The sequence below is a fragment of the Amycolatopsis sp. cg13 genome, from assembly GCF_041346965.1.
Taxonomy (GTDB): Bacteria; Actinomycetota; Actinomycetes; order Mycobacteriales; family Pseudonocardiaceae; genus Amycolatopsis.
Window position 1 is genome coordinate 1,049,659 of the sequence record NZ_CP166848.1, and the last position, 21,753, is coordinate 1,071,411.

Annotated in this window: 20 protein-coding genes; 8 read left to right on the forward strand and 12 right to left on the reverse strand. The window is 69.5% G+C overall.

Annotated features, from left to right (window positions below; translation table 11 throughout):
* Positions 1-4: 4 nt before the first annotated feature.
* From AB5I40_RS04640 to AB5I40_RS04680, 9 genes are all read right to left on the reverse strand, one after another.
* A complete protein-coding gene (locus AB5I40_RS04640) occupies positions 5-508 on the reverse strand; it encodes a hypothetical protein (protein WP_370937167.1) in 504 nt (167 codons plus the stop codon).
* Between the two features lie 48 nt (positions 509-556).
* Positions 557-1,285, reverse strand: coding sequence for an alpha/beta fold hydrolase (locus AB5I40_RS04645; protein ID WP_370937168.1), 729 nt, complete (start codon positions 1,283-1,285; stop codon positions 557-559).
* 539 nt (positions 1,286-1,824) lie between these two features.
* Positions 1,825-2,415 carry a TetR/AcrR family transcriptional regulator gene (locus tag AB5I40_RS04650; RefSeq protein WP_370937169.1) on the reverse strand — a complete coding sequence of 197 codons (591 nt, stop codon included), beginning with the start codon at positions 2,413-2,415 and terminating at the stop codon, positions 1,825-1,827.
* Between the two features lie 129 nt (positions 2,416-2,544).
* The gene (locus AB5I40_RS04655; RefSeq protein WP_354750508.1) at positions 2,545-3,360 is read right to left on the reverse strand and encodes an ATP-binding cassette domain-containing protein; all 816 of its coding nucleotides are present in this window, start codon (positions 3,358-3,360) and stop codon (positions 2,545-2,547) included.
* On the reverse strand, positions 3,357-5,183 hold the full coding sequence (locus tag AB5I40_RS04660; RefSeq protein ID WP_370937170.1) for a dipeptide/oligopeptide/nickel ABC transporter permease/ATP-binding protein: 1,827 nt from the start codon (positions 5,181-5,183) through the stop codon (positions 3,357-3,359). The genes AB5I40_RS04655 and AB5I40_RS04660 overlap by 4 nt, the downstream gene beginning before the upstream one ends.
* Entirely contained in the window at positions 5,180-6,121 is a 942-nt protein-coding gene (locus tag AB5I40_RS04665) for an ABC transporter permease (RefSeq protein ID WP_354750507.1), read from the reverse strand. Before AB5I40_RS04665 ends, AB5I40_RS04660 begins: the two co-directional genes overlap by 4 nt.
* A 66-nt stretch (positions 6,122-6,187) precedes the next feature.
* The gene (locus AB5I40_RS04670; RefSeq protein WP_370937171.1) at positions 6,188-7,711 is read right to left on the reverse strand and encodes an ABC transporter substrate-binding protein; all 1,524 of its coding nucleotides are present in this window, start codon (positions 7,709-7,711) and stop codon (positions 6,188-6,190) included.
* Between the two features lie 172 nt (positions 7,712-7,883).
* Positions 7,884-8,861, reverse strand: a complete 978-nt coding sequence (locus tag AB5I40_RS04675) for a methyltransferase dimerization domain-containing protein (RefSeq protein ID WP_370937172.1) — start codon at positions 8,859-8,861, stop codon at positions 7,884-7,886.
* Positions 8,862-8,949: 88 nt separating this feature from the next.
* Positions 8,950-9,906 (reverse strand): aldo/keto reductase, encoded by a 957-nt coding sequence (locus tag AB5I40_RS04680; RefSeq protein WP_370937173.1) that lies wholly within the window; start codon positions 9,904-9,906, stop codon positions 8,950-8,952.
* Positions 9,907-9,992: 86 nt separating this feature from the next.
* On the opposite strand from AB5I40_RS04680, the gene AB5I40_RS04685 reads away from it, so the two are divergent.
* The gene (locus AB5I40_RS04685) at positions 9,993-10,715 is read left to right on the forward strand and encodes an SDR family NAD(P)-dependent oxidoreductase (protein ID WP_370937174.1); all 723 of its coding nucleotides are present in this window, start codon (positions 9,993-9,995) and stop codon (positions 10,713-10,715) included.
* Between the two features lie 63 nt (positions 10,716-10,778).
* On the opposite strand, the gene AB5I40_RS04690 is transcribed toward AB5I40_RS04685, so the two are convergent.
* Entirely contained in the window at positions 10,779-12,140 is a 1,362-nt protein-coding gene (locus AB5I40_RS04690; RefSeq protein ID WP_370937175.1) for an amidohydrolase, read from the reverse strand.
* 104 nt (positions 12,141-12,244) lie between these two features.
* Between AB5I40_RS04690 and AB5I40_RS04695 the strand changes: the two genes are divergently transcribed.
* From AB5I40_RS04695 to AB5I40_RS04715, 5 genes are all read left to right on the forward strand, one after another.
* Positions 12,245-13,354, forward strand: a complete 1,110-nt coding sequence (locus tag AB5I40_RS04695) for a zinc-binding dehydrogenase (protein ID WP_370937176.1) — start codon at positions 12,245-12,247, stop codon at positions 13,352-13,354.
* 34 nt (positions 13,355-13,388) lie between these two features.
* Positions 13,389-14,354, forward strand: a complete 966-nt coding sequence (locus AB5I40_RS04700; protein WP_370937177.1) for an aldo/keto reductase — start codon at positions 13,389-13,391, stop codon at positions 14,352-14,354.
* A gap of 157 nt (positions 14,355-14,511) precedes the next feature.
* Positions 14,512-15,489 (forward strand): alpha/beta hydrolase, encoded by a 978-nt coding sequence (locus AB5I40_RS04705; RefSeq protein ID WP_370937178.1) that lies wholly within the window; start codon positions 14,512-14,514, stop codon positions 15,487-15,489.
* Positions 15,486-16,460 carry an alpha/beta hydrolase gene (locus tag AB5I40_RS04710; protein ID WP_370937179.1) on the forward strand — a complete coding sequence of 325 codons (975 nt, stop codon included), beginning with the start codon at positions 15,486-15,488 and terminating at the stop codon, positions 16,458-16,460. The genes AB5I40_RS04705 and AB5I40_RS04710 overlap by 4 nt, the downstream gene beginning before the upstream one ends.
* Positions 16,457-17,692, forward strand: a complete 1,236-nt coding sequence (locus AB5I40_RS04715; protein WP_370937180.1) for a multidrug effflux MFS transporter — start codon at positions 16,457-16,459, stop codon at positions 17,690-17,692. The genes AB5I40_RS04710 and AB5I40_RS04715 overlap by 4 nt, the downstream gene beginning before the upstream one ends.
* On the opposite strand, the gene AB5I40_RS04720 is transcribed toward AB5I40_RS04715, so the two are convergent.
* Entirely contained in the window at positions 17,678-18,181 is a 504-nt protein-coding gene (locus tag AB5I40_RS04720) for a GNAT family N-acetyltransferase (RefSeq protein ID WP_370937181.1), read from the reverse strand. The genes AB5I40_RS04715 and AB5I40_RS04720 overlap by 15 nt on opposite strands.
* On the reverse strand, positions 18,178-18,765 hold the full coding sequence (locus tag AB5I40_RS04725) for a hypothetical protein (RefSeq protein WP_370937182.1): 588 nt from the start codon (positions 18,763-18,765) through the stop codon (positions 18,178-18,180). Before AB5I40_RS04725 ends, AB5I40_RS04720 begins: the two co-directional genes overlap by 4 nt.
* Positions 18,766-18,958: 193 nt before the next feature.
* Between AB5I40_RS04725 and AB5I40_RS04730 the strand changes: the two genes are divergently transcribed.
* Positions 18,959-19,876: a diiron oxygenase gene (locus tag AB5I40_RS04730; RefSeq protein WP_116198670.1), complete on the forward strand. Its 918-nt coding sequence runs from the start codon at positions 18,959-18,961 to the stop codon at positions 19,874-19,876.
* Between the two features lies 1 nt (position 19,877).
* Positions 19,878-21,380, forward strand: a complete 1,503-nt coding sequence (locus AB5I40_RS04735; RefSeq protein ID WP_370937183.1) for an FAD-dependent oxidoreductase — start codon at positions 19,878-19,880, stop codon at positions 21,378-21,380.
* The last annotated feature ends 373 nt before the right edge of the window (positions 21,381-21,753 follow it).

The window sequence follows — 21,753 nt, forward strand, 5'->3', positions numbered from 1 at the left end:
GGGCTCAGCCCTGCGCCTCCCGAAGCAGCCGCACCGCCTTCGGACCGACGCCGTGCAACGCCAGCAGTTCGGCGTCGGTCCACTCGGCAGTCTGTGCAAGCGTCGTGATCCCAGCACCGTGCAACGCCCGGGTAGCCGGACTCCCGATCGCCTTGGGCAAGTCGCCGACCTCCCCCGCCACGGCCGTCCCCGCAGCAGCCACCGGAGCCGCCAGCCGCTTCGGCGCCCGGGCCAGCCACGCCCGGCGCACCCAGTGGTTGAGCTGCTGCCCGTTGAGGTCCCCGATCGGCAACCGGACCCCGGCCCGCGCGACCCGGCGCGCGGTCGGGTGTTCCCCGCGCATCTCGTCCGCATCGGACGCAGTCATCCGGAGCACGACCTGGCGGTCCGGTCGCAGGGCAGCGAATTCCTTGCCCTGCACCGTGAACGCGACCGTGCCGTCAACGTCGAGCTCGGCCGTCTCCGGATAGGACAGGGCGGTTCTGCGGAGCTGCGCCGGTGTCGTCATGGCCCCCAGGCTGGCACGACTGCGCCGCCGAGGCCATTTCGACACTCCTCAGACAGTCTCCGCCCCGAGGAAGTCGAACACCGCTTCCCGGAACTCGACCCCCACCAACGCCCCTCGGTGATCCCCCGCCACCTGCCGCAACCGCGCCCCCGGCACCCGCGCGACCAACTGCTCGATCCCGTGCGCCATGAAGTCCTGCCGCCCCGCGAGGAACAACGTCGGCACCCGCGGAACCCCCGCCCCCGGATCGAACGGCTCGCTAGCCAACCCCTCGACGAGATTCAGCAACGACCCCGAGTCCCCCGCCGCAGCCATGGCAGTGATCGCCCCAGTCAACGGATCGTCCGGCGACGGTCCACCTTGGACAGCCTGGCGCGCGGCCACGAGATCCACCGCCGCGAACGGCTCCTGCGGACTCAACCCACCGAGCACCAACCGCCGCACGGAAACCTTGGGATGCGAAGCAAGATCCCACGCGAGCCGCGCCCCGAGCGAATACCCGACGACGTCGACCTCCTCCGCCCCCGCACACTCCGCCAACGCGTCCACGACCCGAGACGCGGTGACCTCCCCAGCCTCATTGACCTTGGGCCCGCCCGGATGCCCAGGCAGATGCACCACGATCGTCTCCCGCCCCGCGGCCGCCAACGGATCGGCCCAGTACTCCGCGGGCCAATCGCACGCGGCCGAAGACGCGAACCCATGAATCAGCACCACCGGAGGCCCCGTGACAGGCCGACGGGAAAGCGTGCGAGTGACCGGAAACGCGGAAGTCATTCTACAATCGTAGACAAAACCCGGCACCTGGTCCAGCGTTCCGTGAGGGCCACCCTCAGGGAATCTGATTCCCTCAGGGTTCCCCTCACGACCCGCCGCCGTACGCGAGGGGCCCCTTCACGGAATCGGATTCCCTCGAGGAGCCCTTCAGAGACCACCCGCCCACCACTGCCGCCGCCACTGGCCCCAATGCCACATTGGGTGCATGCCGCGCACCCAATGTGGCATTCGGTGCATGCCACGCACCCAATGCCACATTGGGGCGCTAACCCCACCCGAAACCGCAGCCAGCGCGCCTAACCAACCAGGCCCCCACACCACCCACCCACCCGCACCAGCGCACCCAACTCGAGGTGCACCCAGCCCCTCCCCCGCACCCCGATATAAAGCGTCCCTGCGGTTCGGGGGTGCTTGTCAAGGCATCTTTCCCGCCTTGACAAGCACCCCCGAACCGTCAGCACAATCAAGCTTCGGGGTGCCCCACGCAACCAACGGGCGCAATGTCGCCGCCAGGCGACGAGCCGAAGAGAACAGAGGACTCAATCCCCAATCCGAGCCATCAACCCATCGACATAAGCCCGGTACCGCCCAGCAACCTTCCCCACCGGATGCATCAAAGAAGTAACATTAGCCCCGATAGAAACGGCGATAATCTCATCCGCCAACACCCCAATAACCGGAGCATCCGCCGCTTCGCCCTTCCCCCGAGCAGCAGCGATCCGCACAGTCAACTCGCCCCGCCAACTGTCCAGCAAATCCCGATACTGCCGAGCAAGATCCGGATTGGCCACGGAATGCTCCCACAACACCAGCAACACCCGAGCCGACGCAATCTGATGCGCATCAGTCGGAATAGCCGCCTCGACAAACCCTCGCAACGACTCGACCGGACCCAATGAAGGGTCCAATTCAGACATCCGCTGCGAAGTCTCCTGCAGCACACTCTCGAACGTAGCCGCGATGATGCTGTCCTTGCTGGGGAAGTAGTGCTTGAGGGCACCGTTCGCGAACCCGGCCGCGGTGACGATGCTGCGCATCGTCGCGGCCTCGAACCCGCCTTCGATGATCAGCTTCTTGGCGACCTCGACGATTTCCCGTCGTCGCTGATCGTGATCGATGACCTTCGGCATGGTTACAGACTCTAACCCGTATTCTCCCGCGACGGATGTGACCCTGCTCGACCGCACGCGGGAGCGGCGAGCCCGGAAAAGCGGGCACGGTGAACCAGCCGCCCAAGACAGCCGGACGAAGAAGGGGGCCTACCCCAGCCCCAGCCGAGCCGCCCGTCTCTCCGCCTGCCGAGCCGGGTCTGCCACCGGTGCCGCCAGCAGCAACCGCTGCGTGTACGGATGCTCCGGCGCCCGCGTAACCACCGCCGTAGGACCGGATTCCACGATCTCTCCCTGGTACAGCACCGAAACCCGGTGACAGATCCGGTGCACCACACCGAGGTCATGCGACACGAACAGGTAAGACACCCCGGTCTCGCGCTGCAGTTCCAGGAACAGCTCGAGGATCGTCGCCTGCGTGGTCAAGTCCAGCGCACTCACCGGCTCGTCGCAGACGATCAGCCGCGGCCGCCGCACCAGCGCCCGTGCGATCGCGATCCGCTGCCGCTGACCGCCGGAGAACTCGCCCGGATACCGGTGCACCGCGTCAGCGGGCAGCCGCACCCGGTCGAGCATGTCCGCGACGACCGTCCGCGCGTCCGCGCGCGAAGTCCCGGCCACCACCAGCGGCTCGGCGAGCACTTCGCCGACCGTCATCGTCGGGTCCAGCGAACCGTACGGATCCTGGAACACCACCTGGATGTCGCTGGCCAGCCGACGCCGGACCGCGCCGCGCGCGTGCGTGATGTCCTCGCCGTCGAAGGTGATCCGGCCGGACTCGGGCGCGGCGAGCCCAAGGACGGCTTTGCCCAAAGTGGACTTCCCCGACCCGCTTTCGCCGACCAGCCCGACGCATTCGCCCGGCTTGACGTCCAGCGAGATCCCTTTCAGGGCCCGGAATCGCACCCGGCGGCTGAGCCGGTAGTCGACCACGAGGTCCTCGATCGCGAGCAGCGGGGCGGTCATCGTCCGGCCTCCTCTCCGGTCGCGTGGGCGAGGCCGCGCCGTTCCCAGGCTTCGTCCAACTCTTCCCGTCCTTCGGTGTCGTCCAGCGACGCGCTGATCAGCTCGGCGGTGTAGGGGTCCTCGGGCGCGCGGAAGATCCGTTCCACCGGACCGGTTTCCACGATCCGGCCGTCCTTCATCACCACGACGCGGTCGCAGATGTCCGCGACGACGCCGAAGTTGTGCGTCACGATCACTAGCGCCATCCCGTACTCGGCCTGCAGTTCGCGCAGCAGCTCCAGCACCTCGGCCTGCACCGTCACGTCCAGCGCGGTCGTCGGCTCGTCGGCGACCAGCAGCGACGGCCGTCCGGCCACCGCGCCGGCGATCAGCACGCGCTGCGCCATGCCGCCGGAAATCTGGTGCGGGTAGCTCGCCATCACGCGGTCCGGGTCGGTGAGGCCGACCTGCAGCAGCACCTCGCGGGCCCGTTCCTTCGCCGCGGCCTTGTCCAGCCCGTGCACGCGGCGCAGCGGCTCGACGAGCTGGTGCCCGATCAGGTAGCACGGGTCGAGGTTCGTCATCGGCTCCTGCGGCACGTACCCGATCTCGCGGCCGAGCAGTTTCGCCCGCTCCCCCGACTTCCCGACCTCGCGCCCGCCGACCCAGATCCCGTCCGCGACCGCGGTCCCGCCCGCTGGCAGGAGGTCGAGCACCGAGAACACCGTCTGCGTCTTGCCGGAGCCGGATTCGCCGACGATCCCGAGCACCTCGCCGGGAGCCGCGTCCAGCGACACCCCGCGCACGACCTCCTTGACGCCCTTGTCGGTCGCGTAGCCGACGCGCAGGTTCTCGATCCGCAGCGCGCAATCCGCCGCCGCGTGCTCGTGGCCGCCCGAAGCCCCGCCATCGCCCAAGGCATCCGGTGCGGGAGCCGCGAGCGCTTCCCGTACGCGGGCCCGGCCGCGCCGCGTCGGCTGTTCGGCGCGAACGCTGACCAGATCCGCGAGCGTCGAGCCGATGAACGCGAGCGCGGCGATGGTGACGCCTAGCGCGATCGACGGCCACAGCAGGATCAGCGGGTAGGTCAGCATGTTCAGGAAGCCGTCGTTCATCGTCTGGCCCCAGCTGGGCGTCGACGCCGAGCCGATGCCGAGGAACTGCAGACCAGCCTGCATGCCGATGGCGAGCCCGGCGGTGAGCGCGGTCTGCACGATGATCGGCGCGTATACCGCGCGCAGCAGGTGCGTGCGCAGGATCCGCAGCGTGCCGACACCGGCCACGCGCGCGGCGTCGATGTACGGCTCCCGGCGCACCGTCAACGCACGGGCGCGGGTGATCCGGTAGTAGCCCGGCGCGAGGAACACGCCGAGCGCGATCATCAGCACGGTGAAGTCCTGACCGGTGCCGGCCGCGACGACCAGCAGCACGATCATCCCGGGCACGGACTGCAGTGCGTCGCTGATCCACGAGCAGATCCGGTCGGTCGCGCCGCCGAAGTATCCGGCGACCACGCCGGTCGGGACGCCGAGCACAATTCCGGTGACGCACGTGATCACGCCGCCGTACAGCGTGGTCCGCGCGCCGTAGAGCAGGCGGCTGAAGATGTCGCGGCCGGCGGAGTCGCCGCCGAGCAGGTGCCCGTTGCCGGGTTCGGCATGCGTCAGGACGAAGTCGACGTGGTTCGGGTCGTACGGGGCCAGCCACGGCGCGAAGATCGCGGCGAGCACGACGATCGCGAACACGACCAGTGCGACGACGCCGACCGGGCGGCGGAAGTACCGGCGCGTCAGCGAGATCCGCTTCACCGGGGCGAGCGTGGCGGGGAACGGGGCAGCGGTCATCGGTCGCGCACCTTCGGGTTGACCCACCCGAGCACGAGGTCGAGCAGGAAGTTGACGATCACGACGAACACGACGGTCACCGCGGTCAGGCCGAGCAGCACCGGGATGTCCCCGATCTGCGACGCCGACTGCGTCAGGCTGCCGATCCCGGGCAGGTTGAACACGATCTCCACGACCACCGCGCCGCCGAGCAGGCCGACGAACATCAGCGCGAGCACGGTCAGCGCGGACGGCGAAGCGTTGCGCAGCACGTGCGTCGTGACGCGGCGCGACGACAGGCCGCGTGCCCGCAGCGTGCGCACGAAGTCTTGGTTGGCGACCTGGAGGAACCCGTTGCGCAACTGTTCCGCGATCATCACGATCGCGCCGAGCGACAGCGAGATCGACGGCAGCGCGATCGAGCGCAGCCAGCCGACCACCGACTGGTCCGGCGACACGTAGCCGACCGCCGGGAACCACTGCAGCTGGATCGCGAACCAGGTGACCAGCACGAGGCTGACCCAAAACCCCGGCAGCGCGAACAGCACCACCGAGGCGAGCTTCAGCACGCGGTCGACCACGCCGCCAGGACGCAGCCCGCAGATCACCCCGACGAGCACGCCGAGGATCGCGGCGAGCAGCGTCGCAGCGACGACCACCGACAGTGTCACCGGCACGCGCAGCGCGATCTGTTCGCCGACCGGCTGGAAATTCCGCCAGGAAGTCCCGAAATCGCCGGTGGCCGCGTGCGTCAGCCAGTCCCAGAACTGCGCGAGCAGCGGCCGGTCGTACCCGATCTGGGCGCGCAGCGCCGCCTGCTGCGCGGGGGTCGCGCTGTTGCCGAGCAGCCCGGCGGTCGGGTCCCCCACCGCCGTGTGCGCCAGGAAGAACGTGCCGCTCGTGACGAGCACGAGCAGCAGGATCCCGGACACCAGGCGTTTGACGATGAATGTGAGCATGTTCCGGCTCCTCCCCGGGGCGGGTCCATCCACAAAGGACAGACCCGCCCCGGGACGACGGGCGCGTCAGCCGCGCTGGATGAACCGCAGCGTCGGGAACATCATGCCGGTGATCGGCGTGACGGTGATGCCCTTGACGCTGAAGTAGAGGTTGTCGGCCTGGTACCAGACGTTCCACCAGGCGAGGTCCACGAGCTTCGTGTTGAGCTCCTTGAGCGCGGCGGTCTGGCCCGGGCCGGGCTGAGCCTGTTCCGCCTTCTGCACGAGCGCCTTCACCTCCGGGAAGGCGTCCACCGACGGATTCGGGTTGTACCACTGCTTCGAGGTGACCTGGTCGGTCAGCGTGGCCATGTCGTTGCCGTCCATCGCGATCACCGCGAGGAACATCGGGTACGTCGGGGCGTTCTTCTGGTAGTCCGGCATCGACATGTTCTGCCAGTCGACCTTGATGCCCAGCTGCCCGAACGTCTGCTCGGCGGCGGGCTGCCACGCCTGGAAGATCGTGGACATCGGCATCTTCAGGCTGAACCCGTTCGCATAGCCGGCTTCGGCGAGCAGCTGCTTGGCCTTCGCGAGGTCGGTCTTGTACTTCCCGTTGCCCGCCGCGTCGTACACCTGGCTGCCGCTCGGCCACAGCTGGTCGGTGACCGTTCCGGCGTCGTTGCCGACCGCCTTGAGGATCCCGGCCGCGTCGAAGGCGTAGGAGATCGCCTGCCGCACGCGCTGGTCGCCGAGCGCCTTCACCTGGCTGCCGGTGCGGTCGGCGAACTGCACGCCGACCCACGACGCCGGCTTCTTCGCGACGTTCCAGCCGTTCTGCTGCGCCTTCGGCAGGTTGGCCGCGTTGGCGAACTGGACGTTCAGCTGACCGGACAGCATCGCGTTGAAGCTGGCCGCCTGGTCGGTGATCGGGAACAGCCGCACCGTCGGGAACGGGTAGGTGGCGCTGTCCCAGTGCTTCGCGCGCTTCTTGAACACGTACTGCGACTGCGGCTGCGAGGAACCCTTGTCGAAGGTGTACGGGCCGGAGCCGTCGGGACCGTTCGCGAGCGAGTTGGCCTTGATCGCCTTGGGCGAGGCCATCCAGCTGCGGCCGAGACCCATGAAGTACAGCAGCGCGTCGTCGCGTTCGGACAGATGGAGCACGACGGTCGACGCGTCCTTCGCCTCGACGCTCTTCACGTCGATGTAGGCCTGCCCGGACCGCGTGCCGGACTTGAGGTGATTGAGGTTCTCGACCGCCGCGGCGGAGTCGAACTTCTGACCGTCGTCGAACGCGACGTCGTCGCGCAGGTGCATCGTGAGGCTCAGCCGGTCGGCCGACCAGTCCCACGACTTCGCGAGCGCGGGGATCGGCTTGGCGTCCTTGTCCAAGGCGACCAGCGGGTCGTAGACCGCGGACAGGTACGGGCCGTCGAAGCCGATGTCGGCGTTGGCCGGGTCCCACGACGTCACGTCGAGGAACACGCCCGCCTTCAGCTCGTCGGTGCCCGCGCCCGCCCCGGCGGCGCCCGAGCCGGTGCATCCGGCGATCGCGAGCAGCGCCGCGGCGGCCGCCGCGAACAACGCCGCTGTCCTTGTCCTCGTCATTGAGTCCCTCTCTCAGGGTGCTGGACCGCCGGCGGGGTCGCTCGGCGCCCCGCCGGGAACGGCGGGCCGTCGAGTGCGGCCCGGCTCGCCGTGGTGCGGGATAGTCTACGATTGTCGGCTAAAAAATCAACGGGCCGGATGCGTTTGTTATCTCCCGGCCCCGCAGCCGTTTTCAGACGGCGTCGGCGACCAGAACGCGCGGGCTCCCGGGCAGTGCGAGGACATCGCATACGCGCCATCCTGCACCGTCCAGCCATTCGCGGACTTCCGCCTCCGGATAAACCACGGTTCCGTCGATCACGAAGTACTCCCCCGCGTGCAGCGCGTCGATCGGGCGCTGCCGTTCGTCGTCGTCGAGGAAGAAGTCCAGCAGCAGCAACGTCGCGCCGTCTCCGGCGGCGGCGCGGGCGTTGGCCAGGATTTTCCGGTTCTGCTCCGCGGTGAACCGGTGCACGACGTGGTTCACCATCACCAGATCGTGCTCGCCGCCCGGTTCCGCGGATTCGGTCGGCGCGGGGTCGATGCTGATGCGATCCGCGCACCCGGCCGCATTCACCGCGTCGGTGACCCCTTGCGTGGACTCGGGTCCGAAAACGAAGCGAGCGGTCAGTGCGGGATTCGCCCGCAACGCGCCGATCGCGAATTCCGGCGACAATCCGCCCAGATCGAGCATCGAACGGTACGGCGAGAAATCGAATGCGCGCGCGAGCATCGACGCGTGCAGCGAGTTGTAGCGCATCACGCCCGCCATGAACGTCGCCCAGCGGCCCTCGTCCATCTGGAGGTCGCCCGGTTTGCCACTGTCCACAGTGGTGTCGAACTGAAGCCAGTGGCCGTAGCTGATTTCGTTGAGAAAGGTCAGGAACGGCGCCAGATCCGTAGCACCGTTCCCTCCCAGGTACTCCTGCGCGTCCTCGGCCAGCGAGTAGCGGCCGTCAGTGCGCTCCAGCAGGCCGCGCGCGTTCATCGCGTCCGCCAGGATCCGGGTCAACTGCTCGCCCGTGCCAGTGGCGGCGGCGAGTTCCGGCGCCGTTCGCGGGCCGTCGGCGAGCGCGCGGAACAAACCGATCCGCGAGGCGGCGAACAACTGCTTCGCGCCCATGTACCCGATGGCGATGTCGACGATGCGGTCCGGCGCTGGTTTCGTCATGTGGCGGCTCCTCACGGCGTCGGGGGTGCCTCTCCGGGCACCCCGGGGAGCTTTAGTCTACGCACGTCGACAAAAAACACCAGCCCCTTCACCAGGTTCCGTCGGCGGCGACTTCGCGGTCGAGCCACAGTTCCTTGGTCAGCTCGCGAATCCGGTCCGCGCCGACCCGGTCCAGCAAGGCGATCGCGCCGGCATTGTCCTCCAGCTGCGCCCGCCGCGATACGCCCACGAGGACGTTCGCGGTCGCGGGATTGGCCAGACAGAAGGCAATTCCCAGCTGCGCGGGCGACGCGTCCAGCTCGGCGGCGATCTTCTGCACGGCAGGCCAGGCGTCGGCGATCTTCTCCCGGATGCCGCCGACGTCCGCGCCGATCTTGCGATTCGGCTTCACATTCCCGACCAGCAGCCCGCCTTCGAAAATGTCCGACGCCTGCAAGGTCAGCTGCCCGGAAGCGAACAGCGGCGCGTAGAACTCGCCCTCGGCCATCGACCGCCGCGCCAGCCCGTACTTGAGCTGCGCGAAAACCGGCGGCGCCAAACCACGTTTGCGCGCAATGTCAAAAGCTTTGCGCAGATCGTCAATGCGCCAATTGTTCACGCCCCACGCGCGGAACCGGCCAGCTTCGATCTGCTCGGCGACGTCCGCGACGACCCGCTCGAGGTCGACTTCGCCGAAGTAGTCGCCGACCACGACCAAATCGGCCGACTCGACGCCGACGCGGTCCAGCGAGGTGTTCATCTGCTGCGCGAAGCCGACGTTCGGGTAGTCCCAGAGCCAGAGTTTCCCGCAGTAGAGCCAATCTTCGCGGGCGAGACCGGCTTCGCGGACCGCGCGGCCGAAGATCTGATCGGTCGTGGAGCCCTCGGCGTGCGGGCCCATGTCGTAGTGCGCGACGTCGAAGAAGGCGTGCTCGAGTTCGGCCGCGCGGGCGATCAGCGCCACCGCGTCGCCGAACTCCATCCGGTCCCAGGTGTTCCACGAGCCGAGCGACAACGCCGGCACGCGCGGGAACGCCGGGCCCAGTCCAGGTCGATCCGTCGCCACGATTCCTCCTGCGATTCAAAGGATTTATTTTCTACGCTTGTATACTATAAGTCCGCGTACCCCGCTCCCGGCGAAAGGAAACGACGATGCCCGCTGCCCGTACCGTGCTGATCACCGGAGGTGCCGGCGGCATTGGCCGCGCAATCGGCGACGCCTTCGCCCAGGCAGGCGATTCCGTGGTGCTCGCCGACCTCGACGGCGCCGAAGAAGCCGCCAAACCGGTTGGCGGGCGCGGAATCCGGCTCGACATCACCGACGAGGCCGCGATCTCCGCGGCACTCGACGAGGTCGGCCCGGTCGACGTCCTGGTCAACAACGCCGGCCTCCTCAGCGTCCACGGGCGGTTGCTGGACCTGCCGGGCGCGGACCTGCTGCGCATTCTCTCGACCAACGTGCACGGCACGTTCCTGATGACGCAGCTGGTCGCCCGCCGGATGGTCGAGCGCGGTGCGCCGGGCGTCGTGGTGAACCTGTCCTCGATCGGCGGGCGGCAGCCTACGCCCGGCATGGGCGGTTACGAAAGCAGCAAAGCGGCGGTCGACGCGTTGACGCGCTGGGCCGCGATCGAGTTGGCGGAGCACAAGATCCGGGTGAACGCCGTCGCCCCCGGCCCGGTCGCGACACCGATGCTCGCCGCCGCGATGCCTCCGGGATCGCCCGCCCACGACGCGTGGGTGGCGCGGATCCCCGACGGCCGGATGGCCGCAGTCGAGGACGTCGCCGCCGCAGTGGTCTTCCTGGCAAGCCCCGCCGCCGCCCACATCACCGGCACCAGTCTCCCGGTCGACGGCGGCCAGCTGCTCACCTGAAATAGCTGTCCGTGAAGGGCTCCTTGAGGGAATCTGATTCCCTCAAGGAGCCCTTCACGGACATTAGGCGATCTTCCCCGGCGTGCGCTCGTGCACGATCTGTCCATCGAGGACAGTCAGGTCGACCTCGACCTCGGGCAGTTCGCCGGGGGTCACCGCGAGCGGATCCGCAGACAGCACGCACAGATCAGCCGCCATCCCCGGCGCGAGCGTGCCTTTCCACGACGCGGCGCCGTCCTGCTGAGCCGGGTGCACGGTGTAGCAGCGCAGCAGAGTTTCCATCCGCTGCCGGACGTCCTCGGCCGGGCCCATCCACTGGTCCGCGGCGGCGATTTCCTTGCGCCAGTCCGGCGGCAGCACCGGCGCGTCGGACGTCAGACACAGCGGGATCCCGGCGTCCAGCGCCTCCTGCAGCGGCCACGCGGTCGCCGAACTGCCCTCCCCGAGTGCGGCGTCGACCACCGAGGCGGTCCGGACCGCGATCCCCGCCTGTGCGGACAGCCCGACCCCCAGCCGGGCCATCCGCTTCAGCTGCGCCGCGTTCACCAGGTCGCCGTGGATGACGTAGTGGCCGAGGTCGACGTCGCGTTCCTCCCGGGCCCGCTCGACGGCGTCCAGCATCAGCTCGATCGCCCGGTCGCCGGTCGCGTGCACGCCGACCTGCAGTCCGGCCTCGTGCGCGGTGCGGACCATCCGGGTGAAGTTCTCCTCGCGCTCCGGATCGTCCGCGCCGCCGACCAGCAGGTGGGCGTGGCTGCCGTCGGCGTAGCAGTGATGCGTGTAGGCCGAGCGCATCGGCGGGATGCCGTCGGCGAAGATCTTGACCCCGCGGAAGTTCAGCTGGCGCGGGTCCGGACCCGGTCCGTCCACTGTGGCCAGTCCGGCGCGGAAGTTGTCGAACGTGCTCGGGCCGTCGAGTTCGCCGTACAGCCAGAGCGCGGTCACCCTTGCCCGAAGCAGGCCTTCGGCGGCCAGTTCGCGGTACTGCTCGACGACGGACATGCCGAACGCGCCGATGTGCCCGTTGTCCTCCCCCGGGCCGAGGCCGGGTTCGGTGTAGCTCGTAATGCCCAGCGCGGCAAGGATTTCGCCCGCGCGCAGGATGGCCGCCCGGCGTTCGGCGGCGGTGCGCAGCGGCTTTTCCGGGCCGGGCCCTGGCGCGCCGTCGTCGGCGAACAGGGTGTCCGGCCACAGCGCGCCGAGCCAGGCGCCGTGCAGGTGCGCGTCGTTGATGCCCGGCAGGACCGCACGGTCGCCGAGGTCGAGCACCTTCGTGTCCGGTCCGATCAGCTCCCGCACGTCCGCGTCGGTTCCGGCACGCAGCACGCGTCCGTCCCGCACGGCCAGCGCGGTCGCGGGCGCAGCACCGGCCATGGTGTGCACCGCTGCTGCCCGCAAGACGAGATCCGCAACTGAGGTCGGCACAGGCGCTCCTGGAGGGATTCGGGGACTCGACATTTTTGTCGACGTCCGTAGACTAACCCATCACACGGCCCTCCCGGGCCCGCCAGCCCCCGGAAAGGTTTCCCATGACCGTCCCGACTTCCACCCGCGCCGCGGTGCTGACCGAGCACGGCGCGCCGCTGGAGCTGACCGAACTCCCGCTGCCCGCCGAGCTCGAAGTCGGCGCGGCACTGGTCCGCGTCTCGTGCGCGACGCTGTGCGGCACGGACGTGGAGATCTGGTCCGGGAAGATGAGTTTTCCCGGCATGCTGCCGATGGTGCTGGGCCACGAAATGGTCGGCGAAGTCGTGGCCGCCGGACCGGACACGCGCGACGCGCTCGGCCGCGCGGTCACGGTCGGGTCCCGGATCGGCTGGTCGGAATCGACCTGCGGCGAGTGCTACGGCTGCACGGTGCTGCGCGAACCGGTCGCGTGTTCCCGGCGCGGCTACGGATTCCTGCAGCGATCCGACGTCGCACCGTTCGCGACCGCCGGATTGTGCGAATACGCCTACGTCGTCCCGGGCGCGGCGAAGCTCCTGCTGCCTGCCGAAGTGCCCGACACGTGGGCCGCGATGGCCGGGTGCGCAGCGAAAACCGTCCTGCGCGCCTTCGACCGGGCCGGCGGCGTCCGGCCCGGATCTCGCGTGGTGGTGCAGGGATCCGGCGCGCTGGGCCTGTTCGCGACCGCGGTCGCGCACCTCAGCGGGGCGGGCAGCGTCATCACCGTCGGCGCTCCCGCGTCGCGGCTGGAGCTGGCGAAGGAATTCGGCGCCGACGACGTGGTCGACGTCGCCGGGGGTTCGGACGCGATCGTCGAGCGCGTCACCGAACTGACCGGCGGCCACGGCGGCGATCTCGTGCTCGACTTCGCCGGGGCGCCGTCGATCGGCCGCGAGGCGGTCGCGATGGCGGCGCAGCGCGGCCGGGTCGTGATCGTCGGCAGCACCGGACCGGAGCCGACGCCGGTCCCGCTCGGCACGGTGATGGGCAAGGAGCTCACCGTCGTCGGTTCGCTCAACGGCGACATCGCCGATTACCACCACGCGATCGAGTTCTTCGGTTCGTTTGCCTCCCGGATGCCGTGGGACCGGCTGTTCGGCAGCCCGGTCGGGCTGTCCGGCGCGAGCGAGCGGATCGAGGCCATGCACCGGCTGGACGAGACGAAAGCCGTCGTCGACCCGCGTCTTCCCTGATCGTCCATTTCCCCTTACGAGCCAAGGAGGTCTCGTGTCCGCATCCTCGTCCCTGCCCCGCCGCAAGGTCGGCACGTCCGGTTTGGACGTTTCGCTGCTCTCGCTCGGGTCGTGGCACACCTACGACCGGATGGACTTCGCCGATTCGGTCGCGATGATCCGTGCCGCGGTCGAGGCCGGCGTGAACCTGTTCGACGTCGGCGTCTACGGCATGCCCGGCCACCCGCCGGTTTTCACCGACGTCTTGTGGAGCGCGATCATCCGCGCCGCCCGCATCCCGCGCGACGATTACCTGGTCTCGGCGAAGCTGTGGATCGAAGGCTTCGGCGACCAGGGTTTCCGCCCCCAGCTGGAAAACGCGTTCCTTCGCGGCGGCTTCGACGTCGCCGACCTGGTGATCCTCGGCGACCTGCGCCGCGACGACGTCGCGCTGGAGGACCTGGTCGAAGACCTAGCCGGGCTGACCCGCTCCGGGCTGTTCCGGGCGTGGGGCGTCAACAACTGGTCGGCCGGGAACATCGCGCGGCTGCGGGAAATCGCCGAAGCGCTGCAGGTGCCGGGTCCGCAGATCGCGCAGCTGAAGTACAGCATCGGCCGCCGGTCCATTCCGGACGGCGAACCGTTCTCCCGGCTGTTCGCCGACGGTTTCGTCATGCAGGCCTCCGACGTCCTCGAAGGCGGGATCCTCGCCGGGCGCACCAAGCTGACCCGCGAGATCGGCCGCGACCCCGGCGACGTCCGGAAACGGATCACCCGCGACGCGGCCAAGGTCGTGAAGGTCGCGGAGGAACTCGGCACGAGCGCGGCCCGGCTCGCGGTCGCGTTCACGCTGACGCATCCGGCGAACGTCACGACGCTCTTCGGCGCGACCCGGATGGAACAGCTGGAGGACAACCTCGCCGCGGTCGAACTGGTCGACAAGGTCGGGGCCGAGCAGATCCGCGCGCTGGTGGAGCCGTTCTGGGCCGATCGCGACGCCGTCGATCCCGAAGGCCCCTGAGCCGCTGGCCGACCCGCGCACGCCACTCCGAATCGCTGGGGCGCATGGGTGCTGGGGACATCCCGGCACCCATGCCGCCGCAGACCCCCGCTCTCCGCCTGCCCTTGCCCCCGGCAGGCCCGCATCACCCCGACCCGCCCTCGCCGAGGAGGCTGCCTTGACCCATCCCCCCGTCCCGTTCGACCCGGAGATCGAGCCCGCGCTCGCCGAGATCGTCCCGGCCGACGCGCCCCCGTTCACCCCAGAGACGATCCCCGGCCTGCGCCGCGCGATGGCCGAGATGTTCCCGCCCGCCGCCGAAGTGGTCGGCGACGCGCCGGTCACCGTCGTCGAGCAGACCATTCCCGGCCCGGAAGGCGCACCGGACCTGGAAATCACCATCCTTTCGCCGCACGAGAGCGACGGCGCGCTGCCGGTGCTCTACAACATCCACGGCGGCGGCATGATGGTCGGCCACCGCAACATGGACGTCGGCCGGTTGCTCGCGCTGGTGCTGGAGCTGAACGTCGTCGCGGTGAACGTCGAATACCGGCTCGCGCCCGAACACCCGCACCCCGCGCCGGTCGAGGATTGCTACGCCGGTCTGGTGTGGACAGTCGAGCACGCCGACGAACTGGGCGTCGACCCGTCGCGCGTCGTGGTGATGGGCGGCAGCGCGGGCGGCGGACTCGCCGCGGCGGTCTCGCTGCTCGCCCGCGACCGGAAAGGCCCGGCGATCGCCGGACAACTGCTGCTGTGCCCGATGATCGACGACCGCAACACGACGATCGCGAGCCAGCAGTACCCCGGTCTCGGCACCTGGACCCGGGAATCGAACCTCGCGGGCTGGCAGTCGCTGCTCGGCGACGCGGTCGGCACCGACGACGTCTCCCCGTACGCCGCCCCGGCGCGCGCGACCGATCTGTCCGGTCTGCCCCCGGCGTTCATCGAGGTCGGCAGCGCGGAACCGTTCCGCGACGAGGACACCGAGTACGCGCTGCGGATCTGGGCGACCGGCGGACAGGCCGAACTGCACGTGTGGGCAGGCGCCTTCCACGGGTTCGACATGTACGTCCCGGACTGGCCGATCAGCAAGGCCGCGCTCGAAACGCGGAACTCGTGGCTGCGCCGGATCCTCGGGAAGGCGGGGAAATGAGCGTCCCGCCGGTCCCGTACGACCCGGAACTGGAACCCGGGCTCGCCGCGTTCCTCGACCTGGTCGAGCGGATCCCGCTGCGCGCAGACACGATCCTCGCCAACCGCGCGCATTTCGCGACGATCATCCCGCCCGTCGAGCAGATGGTCGGCGACCGCCCGGTCGAGCTGACCGAGCACACCGTCCCCGGTCCCGAGGGCGCTCCGGACATCGTGCTCACGGTCGTCCGGCCCGCGGCCGGGGTGAGCGGCGCGCCCGCGCTGTACAGCATCCACGGTGGCGGAATGGTGCTGGGCAACCGGTTCTTCGGCCTCGACGGCCTGATCGACGACGTGCTGCGGTTCGGCGCGGTCGGCATCTCGGTGGAATACCGATTGGCCCCGGAAAACCCGGCCCCCGCCGCCGTCGAGGATTGCTACGCGGGTCTCTTGTGGACAGTCGAGCACGCGGACGAACTCGGCATCGACCCGTCCCGCATCGTCGTCACCGGTGCCAGCGCTGGCGGCGGTCTCGCAGCGGGCGTCACGCTGCTGGCCCGGGACCGCAACGGCCCCGCCATCGCCGGACAACTGCTGGCGTGCCCGATGCTCGACGACCGCAACGAGTCGGTCTCGACCCAGCAGTACAACGGAATCGGCGCCTGGGACCGCAACAACAACGACACCGGCTGGGACGCCCTCCTCGGCCCGGCGCGGGGCACCGACGCGGCCTCGCCCTACGCGGTCCCGGCGCGGATGGCCGATCTGTCCGGTCTGCCGCCCGCGTACCTGGACGTCGGCGCCGCGGAGATCTTCCGCGACGAGACAACCGAGTACGCCCTGCGGATCTGGGCGACCGGCGGACAGGCGGAATTGCACGTGTGGGCGGGCGGCTACCACGGCTTCGCCGGTTTCTCCCCCGACGCGGAAGTCTCCCGTTCGGCGGTCGCGACCCGGCTTTCGTGGCTGCGCCGGATCCTGCGCGCCGGATGAAGCGACTCCAACCCGAAGCGAGCCTGGTCGAGCCGGTGGTGCCGAAAAGCCGCCCGGGCGCGCTCCGGATGGCGGTCGTGCTGGGGCTGCTGGAGGTCTTCGGCCCGATCTCCATGGACCTCTATCTGCCAGCACTCCCCCAGCTCGCCGACGACCTCCGGGCCGGCCAGAGTCTCGCGCAGGCGACCATGTCGGTCTGCATGCTCGGACTCGCCTTCGGCCAGCTCGTCGTCGGCCCGCTGAGCGACCGGTTCGGCAGGCGGCGTCCGCTGCTGGCCGGAATCGGGCTTTTCACCGTGCTGTCGGTGGTGTGCGCCTTCGCACCGTCGATCGAGGTGCTGCTCGCGGCAAGGTTCCTCCAAGGACTGTGCGGTTCGGCCGGGATCGTGCTGTCGCTGGCGGTCGCCCGAGACCTCGCCGAGGGCGTCGAACTCGTGCGGCTGCTGGCCTTGCTGACCACAGTCGGCGCACTCGCGCCGATCGTCGCTCCGGTGATCGGCGGCCAGCTGGCGGCAATCATCGGGTGGCGCGGCATCTTCGGCGTCCTGGCCGGGATCGGTGCGGCGCTGCTGATCGTCGCCGCGACCGCGCTGCCGGAAAGCCTGCCACCCGAGGCTCGACATCCGCGCACGGGCCGCGGTGAGTTCCGGATACTGCTGAAAGACCCGCTGTTCCTGGGTTTCCTGCTCGTGAGCACCTGCGGCGGGGCGGCGTTCTTCACCTATCTGGCGTCGATCAGTTTCGTCCTGCAAGACGGATTCTCATTGTCGCCACAAGTGTTCAGCGCCTGTTTCGCGGCGAACGCGGTCATGTCGGTGCTCGGCGCGCAGGTGAATCGAGCGGCAGTGCGCCGTGCCGGACCAGTCCGGATGTACGTACTCGGCACGACCTTCACCGCGGCAGCAGCGCTGACCATGCTGGGCGCGGTGTTGTTCGGGGCGGGGTTGGCGGCGTTGCTGATCCCGTTGGCACTGCTGATGCTCGCGGGCGGAACGACGCAGGCGAACGGCAACGCGCTCGCCCTCGCCAATCACGGCCAGCGAGCCGGAACCGCGGCGGCGCTGCTCGGAACGGCGTCGTTCGCGATCGGCCCGATCGTCGCGCCGCTGGTGTCGCTGGGCGGGACTACGCCGTTGTCGATGAGCCTGACGATGACGGTGGCGTACGGAATCGCGACCGCTTTGCTGTGGCTGGCGGTGTTGCCGCGCTTGCGCCGATCAGGGGCGGCCTGACTCGAACACGAGCTGTCCGTCCTCCTCGCCCACCGCCCGGAAGCCCGCTTTCTCCAGCACCCGGCAACTCGCCGCGTTGCCGGGCAACACATACGCCCGCAGTTCGGGCGCGAGACCGGGTTCCGGGTGGTCCTCATGCCACTGCCGCAGCGCCTGCGTCAGCTCCGTGGCCAGCCCCGCACCCCAGGCCGCGCGCGCCAGCAGGTAGCCGACTTCCCGGTGCCCGCTGCCGTGCGCGAGGCCGAACCCAGCACGGCCAAGGAACCCTGCCGCGCCTTCGATCCGCCACTTCGACCAGCCCCGCTGGCGGTGTTCGGCGATGAACGCGTCCAGCCTCTCGCGGGTCGCCGCGCGGGTCTGCGGACCGGTCGTCATGTGCCGCATAACCTCGCCGTCGGCGTGCAGGGCGGCGAGATCGTCCAGGTCCGAAGGCAGCCAGGTGGTGAGCCGCAGCCGCGGGGTGCGGAGGATTTCTTCCCGGTCGGTCACCAGCCGGGGTGGTACGGCGCCGGCGGGGTTTTCGGCAGCAGCCACGCGCCGGTCGCCCGATGTGCGGCCAGCACGAGCGCGGCGACCGGGACGATCAGCCACAGGAACCCGCTCGGGAAGGTCATCTGCAGGGTCGGCGGCGCGCTCTTCCGGACGAAACTGGAACCGAGCCCGACGATCATGAAGACGACGATGTCCAGCACCGCCAGGCTGCTGCCGACCAGCACGCAGACCCGGCCTGCCGGAGCGCGCTTGAACAGGCCGATCGCACCGGCGACTGCCAGAGCCGCGATCGCCAGGTCCGCCGCCCCGACGATCCCGTTGGACAGCAGCCTGCTCGAGGACGGATTGCCGATCATCCGGATGACGGCCACGACGAAGCCGATCGTGGCCACCAGGCCGATGACCGAGGCCAACGTCGCCGCCGCGATCGCGGTGGCCCCGAAATACGCGGTCGGCGGGGCCGGAGGGGGCGGCTGCGCCGGGAACTGGCCGCTGTAAGCGGACTGCCCGCCGTAAGCGGGCGGCAACGGCGAGTACTGCTGCGGACCGGTGCCGGGATACGGCTGCGGCGGTTGCGTCACGACGGCGGTTCCTCCGGGGTCAGGAAGACATTCGCGGCTCATTCTGCCAGGTCAGCGGCCCCTTCCCGGCACGGCTGCCCGAACGGACGACACGCGGTTCGCCGGCACCTCTCGCGATACGGCCAGATAGGTGTTACCTTAGGTAACAGTGAATCGCGGTAACGCCTAACCAATGTCGCTCAGGGAGGACCGAATGACCAGCGCAGACGTGCAGCGAGCACCGGAAGCAGCCCCGTCCGGCCGGCACGAGACCGCGCAGCGGCTGCTCGACTCCTCCGCGACCCTGTCGTACGACCCGGCCACCGAGGTCGACTGGGAAACCCCGCTGGACAAGGACTTCCACGGGGCCAGCCCGGAGTGGAGCACGCTCTACGGCACGAGCTACTGGGCCGAGATGACCCCGGAGCAGCAGAAGGAGCTGACCCGCCAGGAGGCGGCGTCGGTCGCGAGCACCGGGATCTGGTTCGAGATGATCCTGCAGCAGATGGTGCTGCGCGATTTCTACGCCAAGGACCCGACCGACCCGGCGTTCCAGTGGGCGCTCACCGAGATCGCCGACGAATGCCGCCACTCGATCATGTTCGCCCGCGGCGCGCAGAAGCTCGGCGCTCCCCCGTACCGGCCGCGCAAGCTGGCCGTCGAACTGGGCCGCGTCTTCAAGGCGGTCGCCGGCGGCGAAGCGGCGTACGCGGCGATCCTGGTCGCCGAAGAGGTGCTCGACGTGATGCAGCGCGACTGGATGCGCGACGAGCGCGTGGTCCCGTTCGTGCGGACGATCAACAACATCCACGTCGTCGAAGAGTCGCGGCACATGAAGTTCGCCCGCGAGGAGACGCGCGAGCAGCTGGAGGGCGCGGGAGCCGTGCGCCGTCAGGTCAACGCGCTGGTCATCGCGATCGCGTCGTACTTCATCGTCAGCAGCATGGTCAACCGCGACGTGTACAAGAACGCCGGGCTGGACGCCGAGCGCGCGCTGCGCGAGGCGAAGGCCAACGAGCACCACAAGTCGATGATGCGGTCGAGCTGTGCCGGGCTGATGGAGTTCCTCGGCTCGTGCGGGCTGCTGACGAAGCCGGCGCTGGTGTTCTACAAGCGGGCGAATCTGATCTGACATGGCCTTCGCGATCACCCAGACCTGTTGCAACGACGCGACGTGCGTGTCGGTCTGCCCGGTCAACTGCATCCACCCGACGCCGGACGAGCCGGACTTCGGGACCACCGAGATGCTCTACGTCGACCCGCAGACGTGCATCGACTGCGGCGCGTGCGCCGACGCGTGCCCGGTCGACGCGATCTTCCCGGTGGACCTGCTGACCGACTCGATGAAGGTGTACGCGGGGATCAACGCGGATTTCTACGCCGACCGCCCGCCAGCCGCCGCGAACCCCGCGCCGAACTTCCACCGCTGGGGCCCGCCGACGTTCGACCGCGAGATCCCGAGCGACCTCGAGCCCGCGGACGTGGCCGTCGTCGGCACCGGCCCGGCCGGGATGTACGCGGTGGAAGACCTGCTGCTGCACACCAACGCGCACGTCACGCTGATCGACCGCCTGCCGGTCGCGGGCGGTTTGGTGCGCTTCGGCGTCGCCCCGGACCACCCGGACACGAAGCGCATCGGCGAGACCTTCTCGCGCTTCCACAACCACCCGCGGCTGAAGCTGAAGCTCGGCGTCGAAGTCGGCCGCCACGTGACTGTGGACGAGTTGGCCGAACGCCACGACGCCGTGATCTACGCCGTCGGCGCTTCTTCCGCACGCACCCTCGGGATTTCCGGCGAGGAGTTGCCTGGCAGCCTCGCCGCGACGACTGTGGTCGCCTGGTACAACGGCCACCCGGACGTCCCCGCGCACGCCGTCGATCTCTCCGCGGAGCGCGTGGTGCTGATCGGCACCGGCAACGTCGCCCTCGACGTGGCCCGGATCCTCACTGCCGACCCCGACGATCTCGACGGCACGACCATCGCCCCGCACGCCCTGGAACGCTTGCGCTCCAGCAAGGTCCGCGAGGTAGTGCTGCTCGCCCGACGCGGCCCGGAAGACGCCGCCTACACCTCCCCCGAGCTGATCGCGTTGGCACAGCGCACAAACGTGCCGCTCGTCGTCGACACCGAAGACCCGCGCACCGCCGCGGCGATCGACGCTGGCACCGGAAAAGCCGCGCTATTGCAGGATTTGGACCGCGAGACGGTCGACTGGACCGCCCCGCCCGCGGACGGCCCTCGCCGGATCGTGCTGCGCTTCCACTCCGCGCCAGTGGAGATCACCGGGGACCGCCAGGTGCGCGGCCTGCGCGTCGACGGCCCTTCCGGACCGGTCGAGATCGCAGCTGGCCAAGTCGTGCGCGCCGTCGGTTATCGGGGCCGTCCGGTGCCAGGCCTGCCGTTCGACGAGGCGGCCGGAACGATCCCGAACACCGCGGGCCGGGTCGAAGGCCGGACCGGTGCTTACGTGGTGGGCTGGATCAAGCGTGGTCCCTCGGGCGGGATCGGCGCGAACCGGACGTGCGCCGGGGAGACCGTCGCGACGCTTCTCGCGGACATCACCTCCGGCGCCGTTCCGTTGCGGGGGCGGCGGTCGCCGATGGCTGCGCTGGCCGCGCGGTTCCGGGGTCGCTGAGAAAGTCCTTTGTGGACTGCCGCCGCAACTTCGGTCGCGGCGGCAGTCCACCGTTCGCCCTTCGCTGTTGGGCGCGAGGAGGACCGACGGACTACGCGAACAGGATCGACATCGAGATCCTGCCGCAGCTGATCTCCATCCGGCGGCATGCGCTGATCACCACCGCCCTCGCATGGGCGATCTCGTTCTTCGTGCTTCTGGCACCACTCCCGGCCGTCAGACCCGCTCTCGGCACCTGAACCTCCTGCAGGAAACGGTTTCGAATAGCCAGGCAAGGAACGTCCCGCCCGCCGCTCTCCCCAGGGCACGTCAGCTGAAACTGCCTTGCCAGATTGTCGGACAATCTGGCAATCTGCTGCTCACTGGCGGGGAG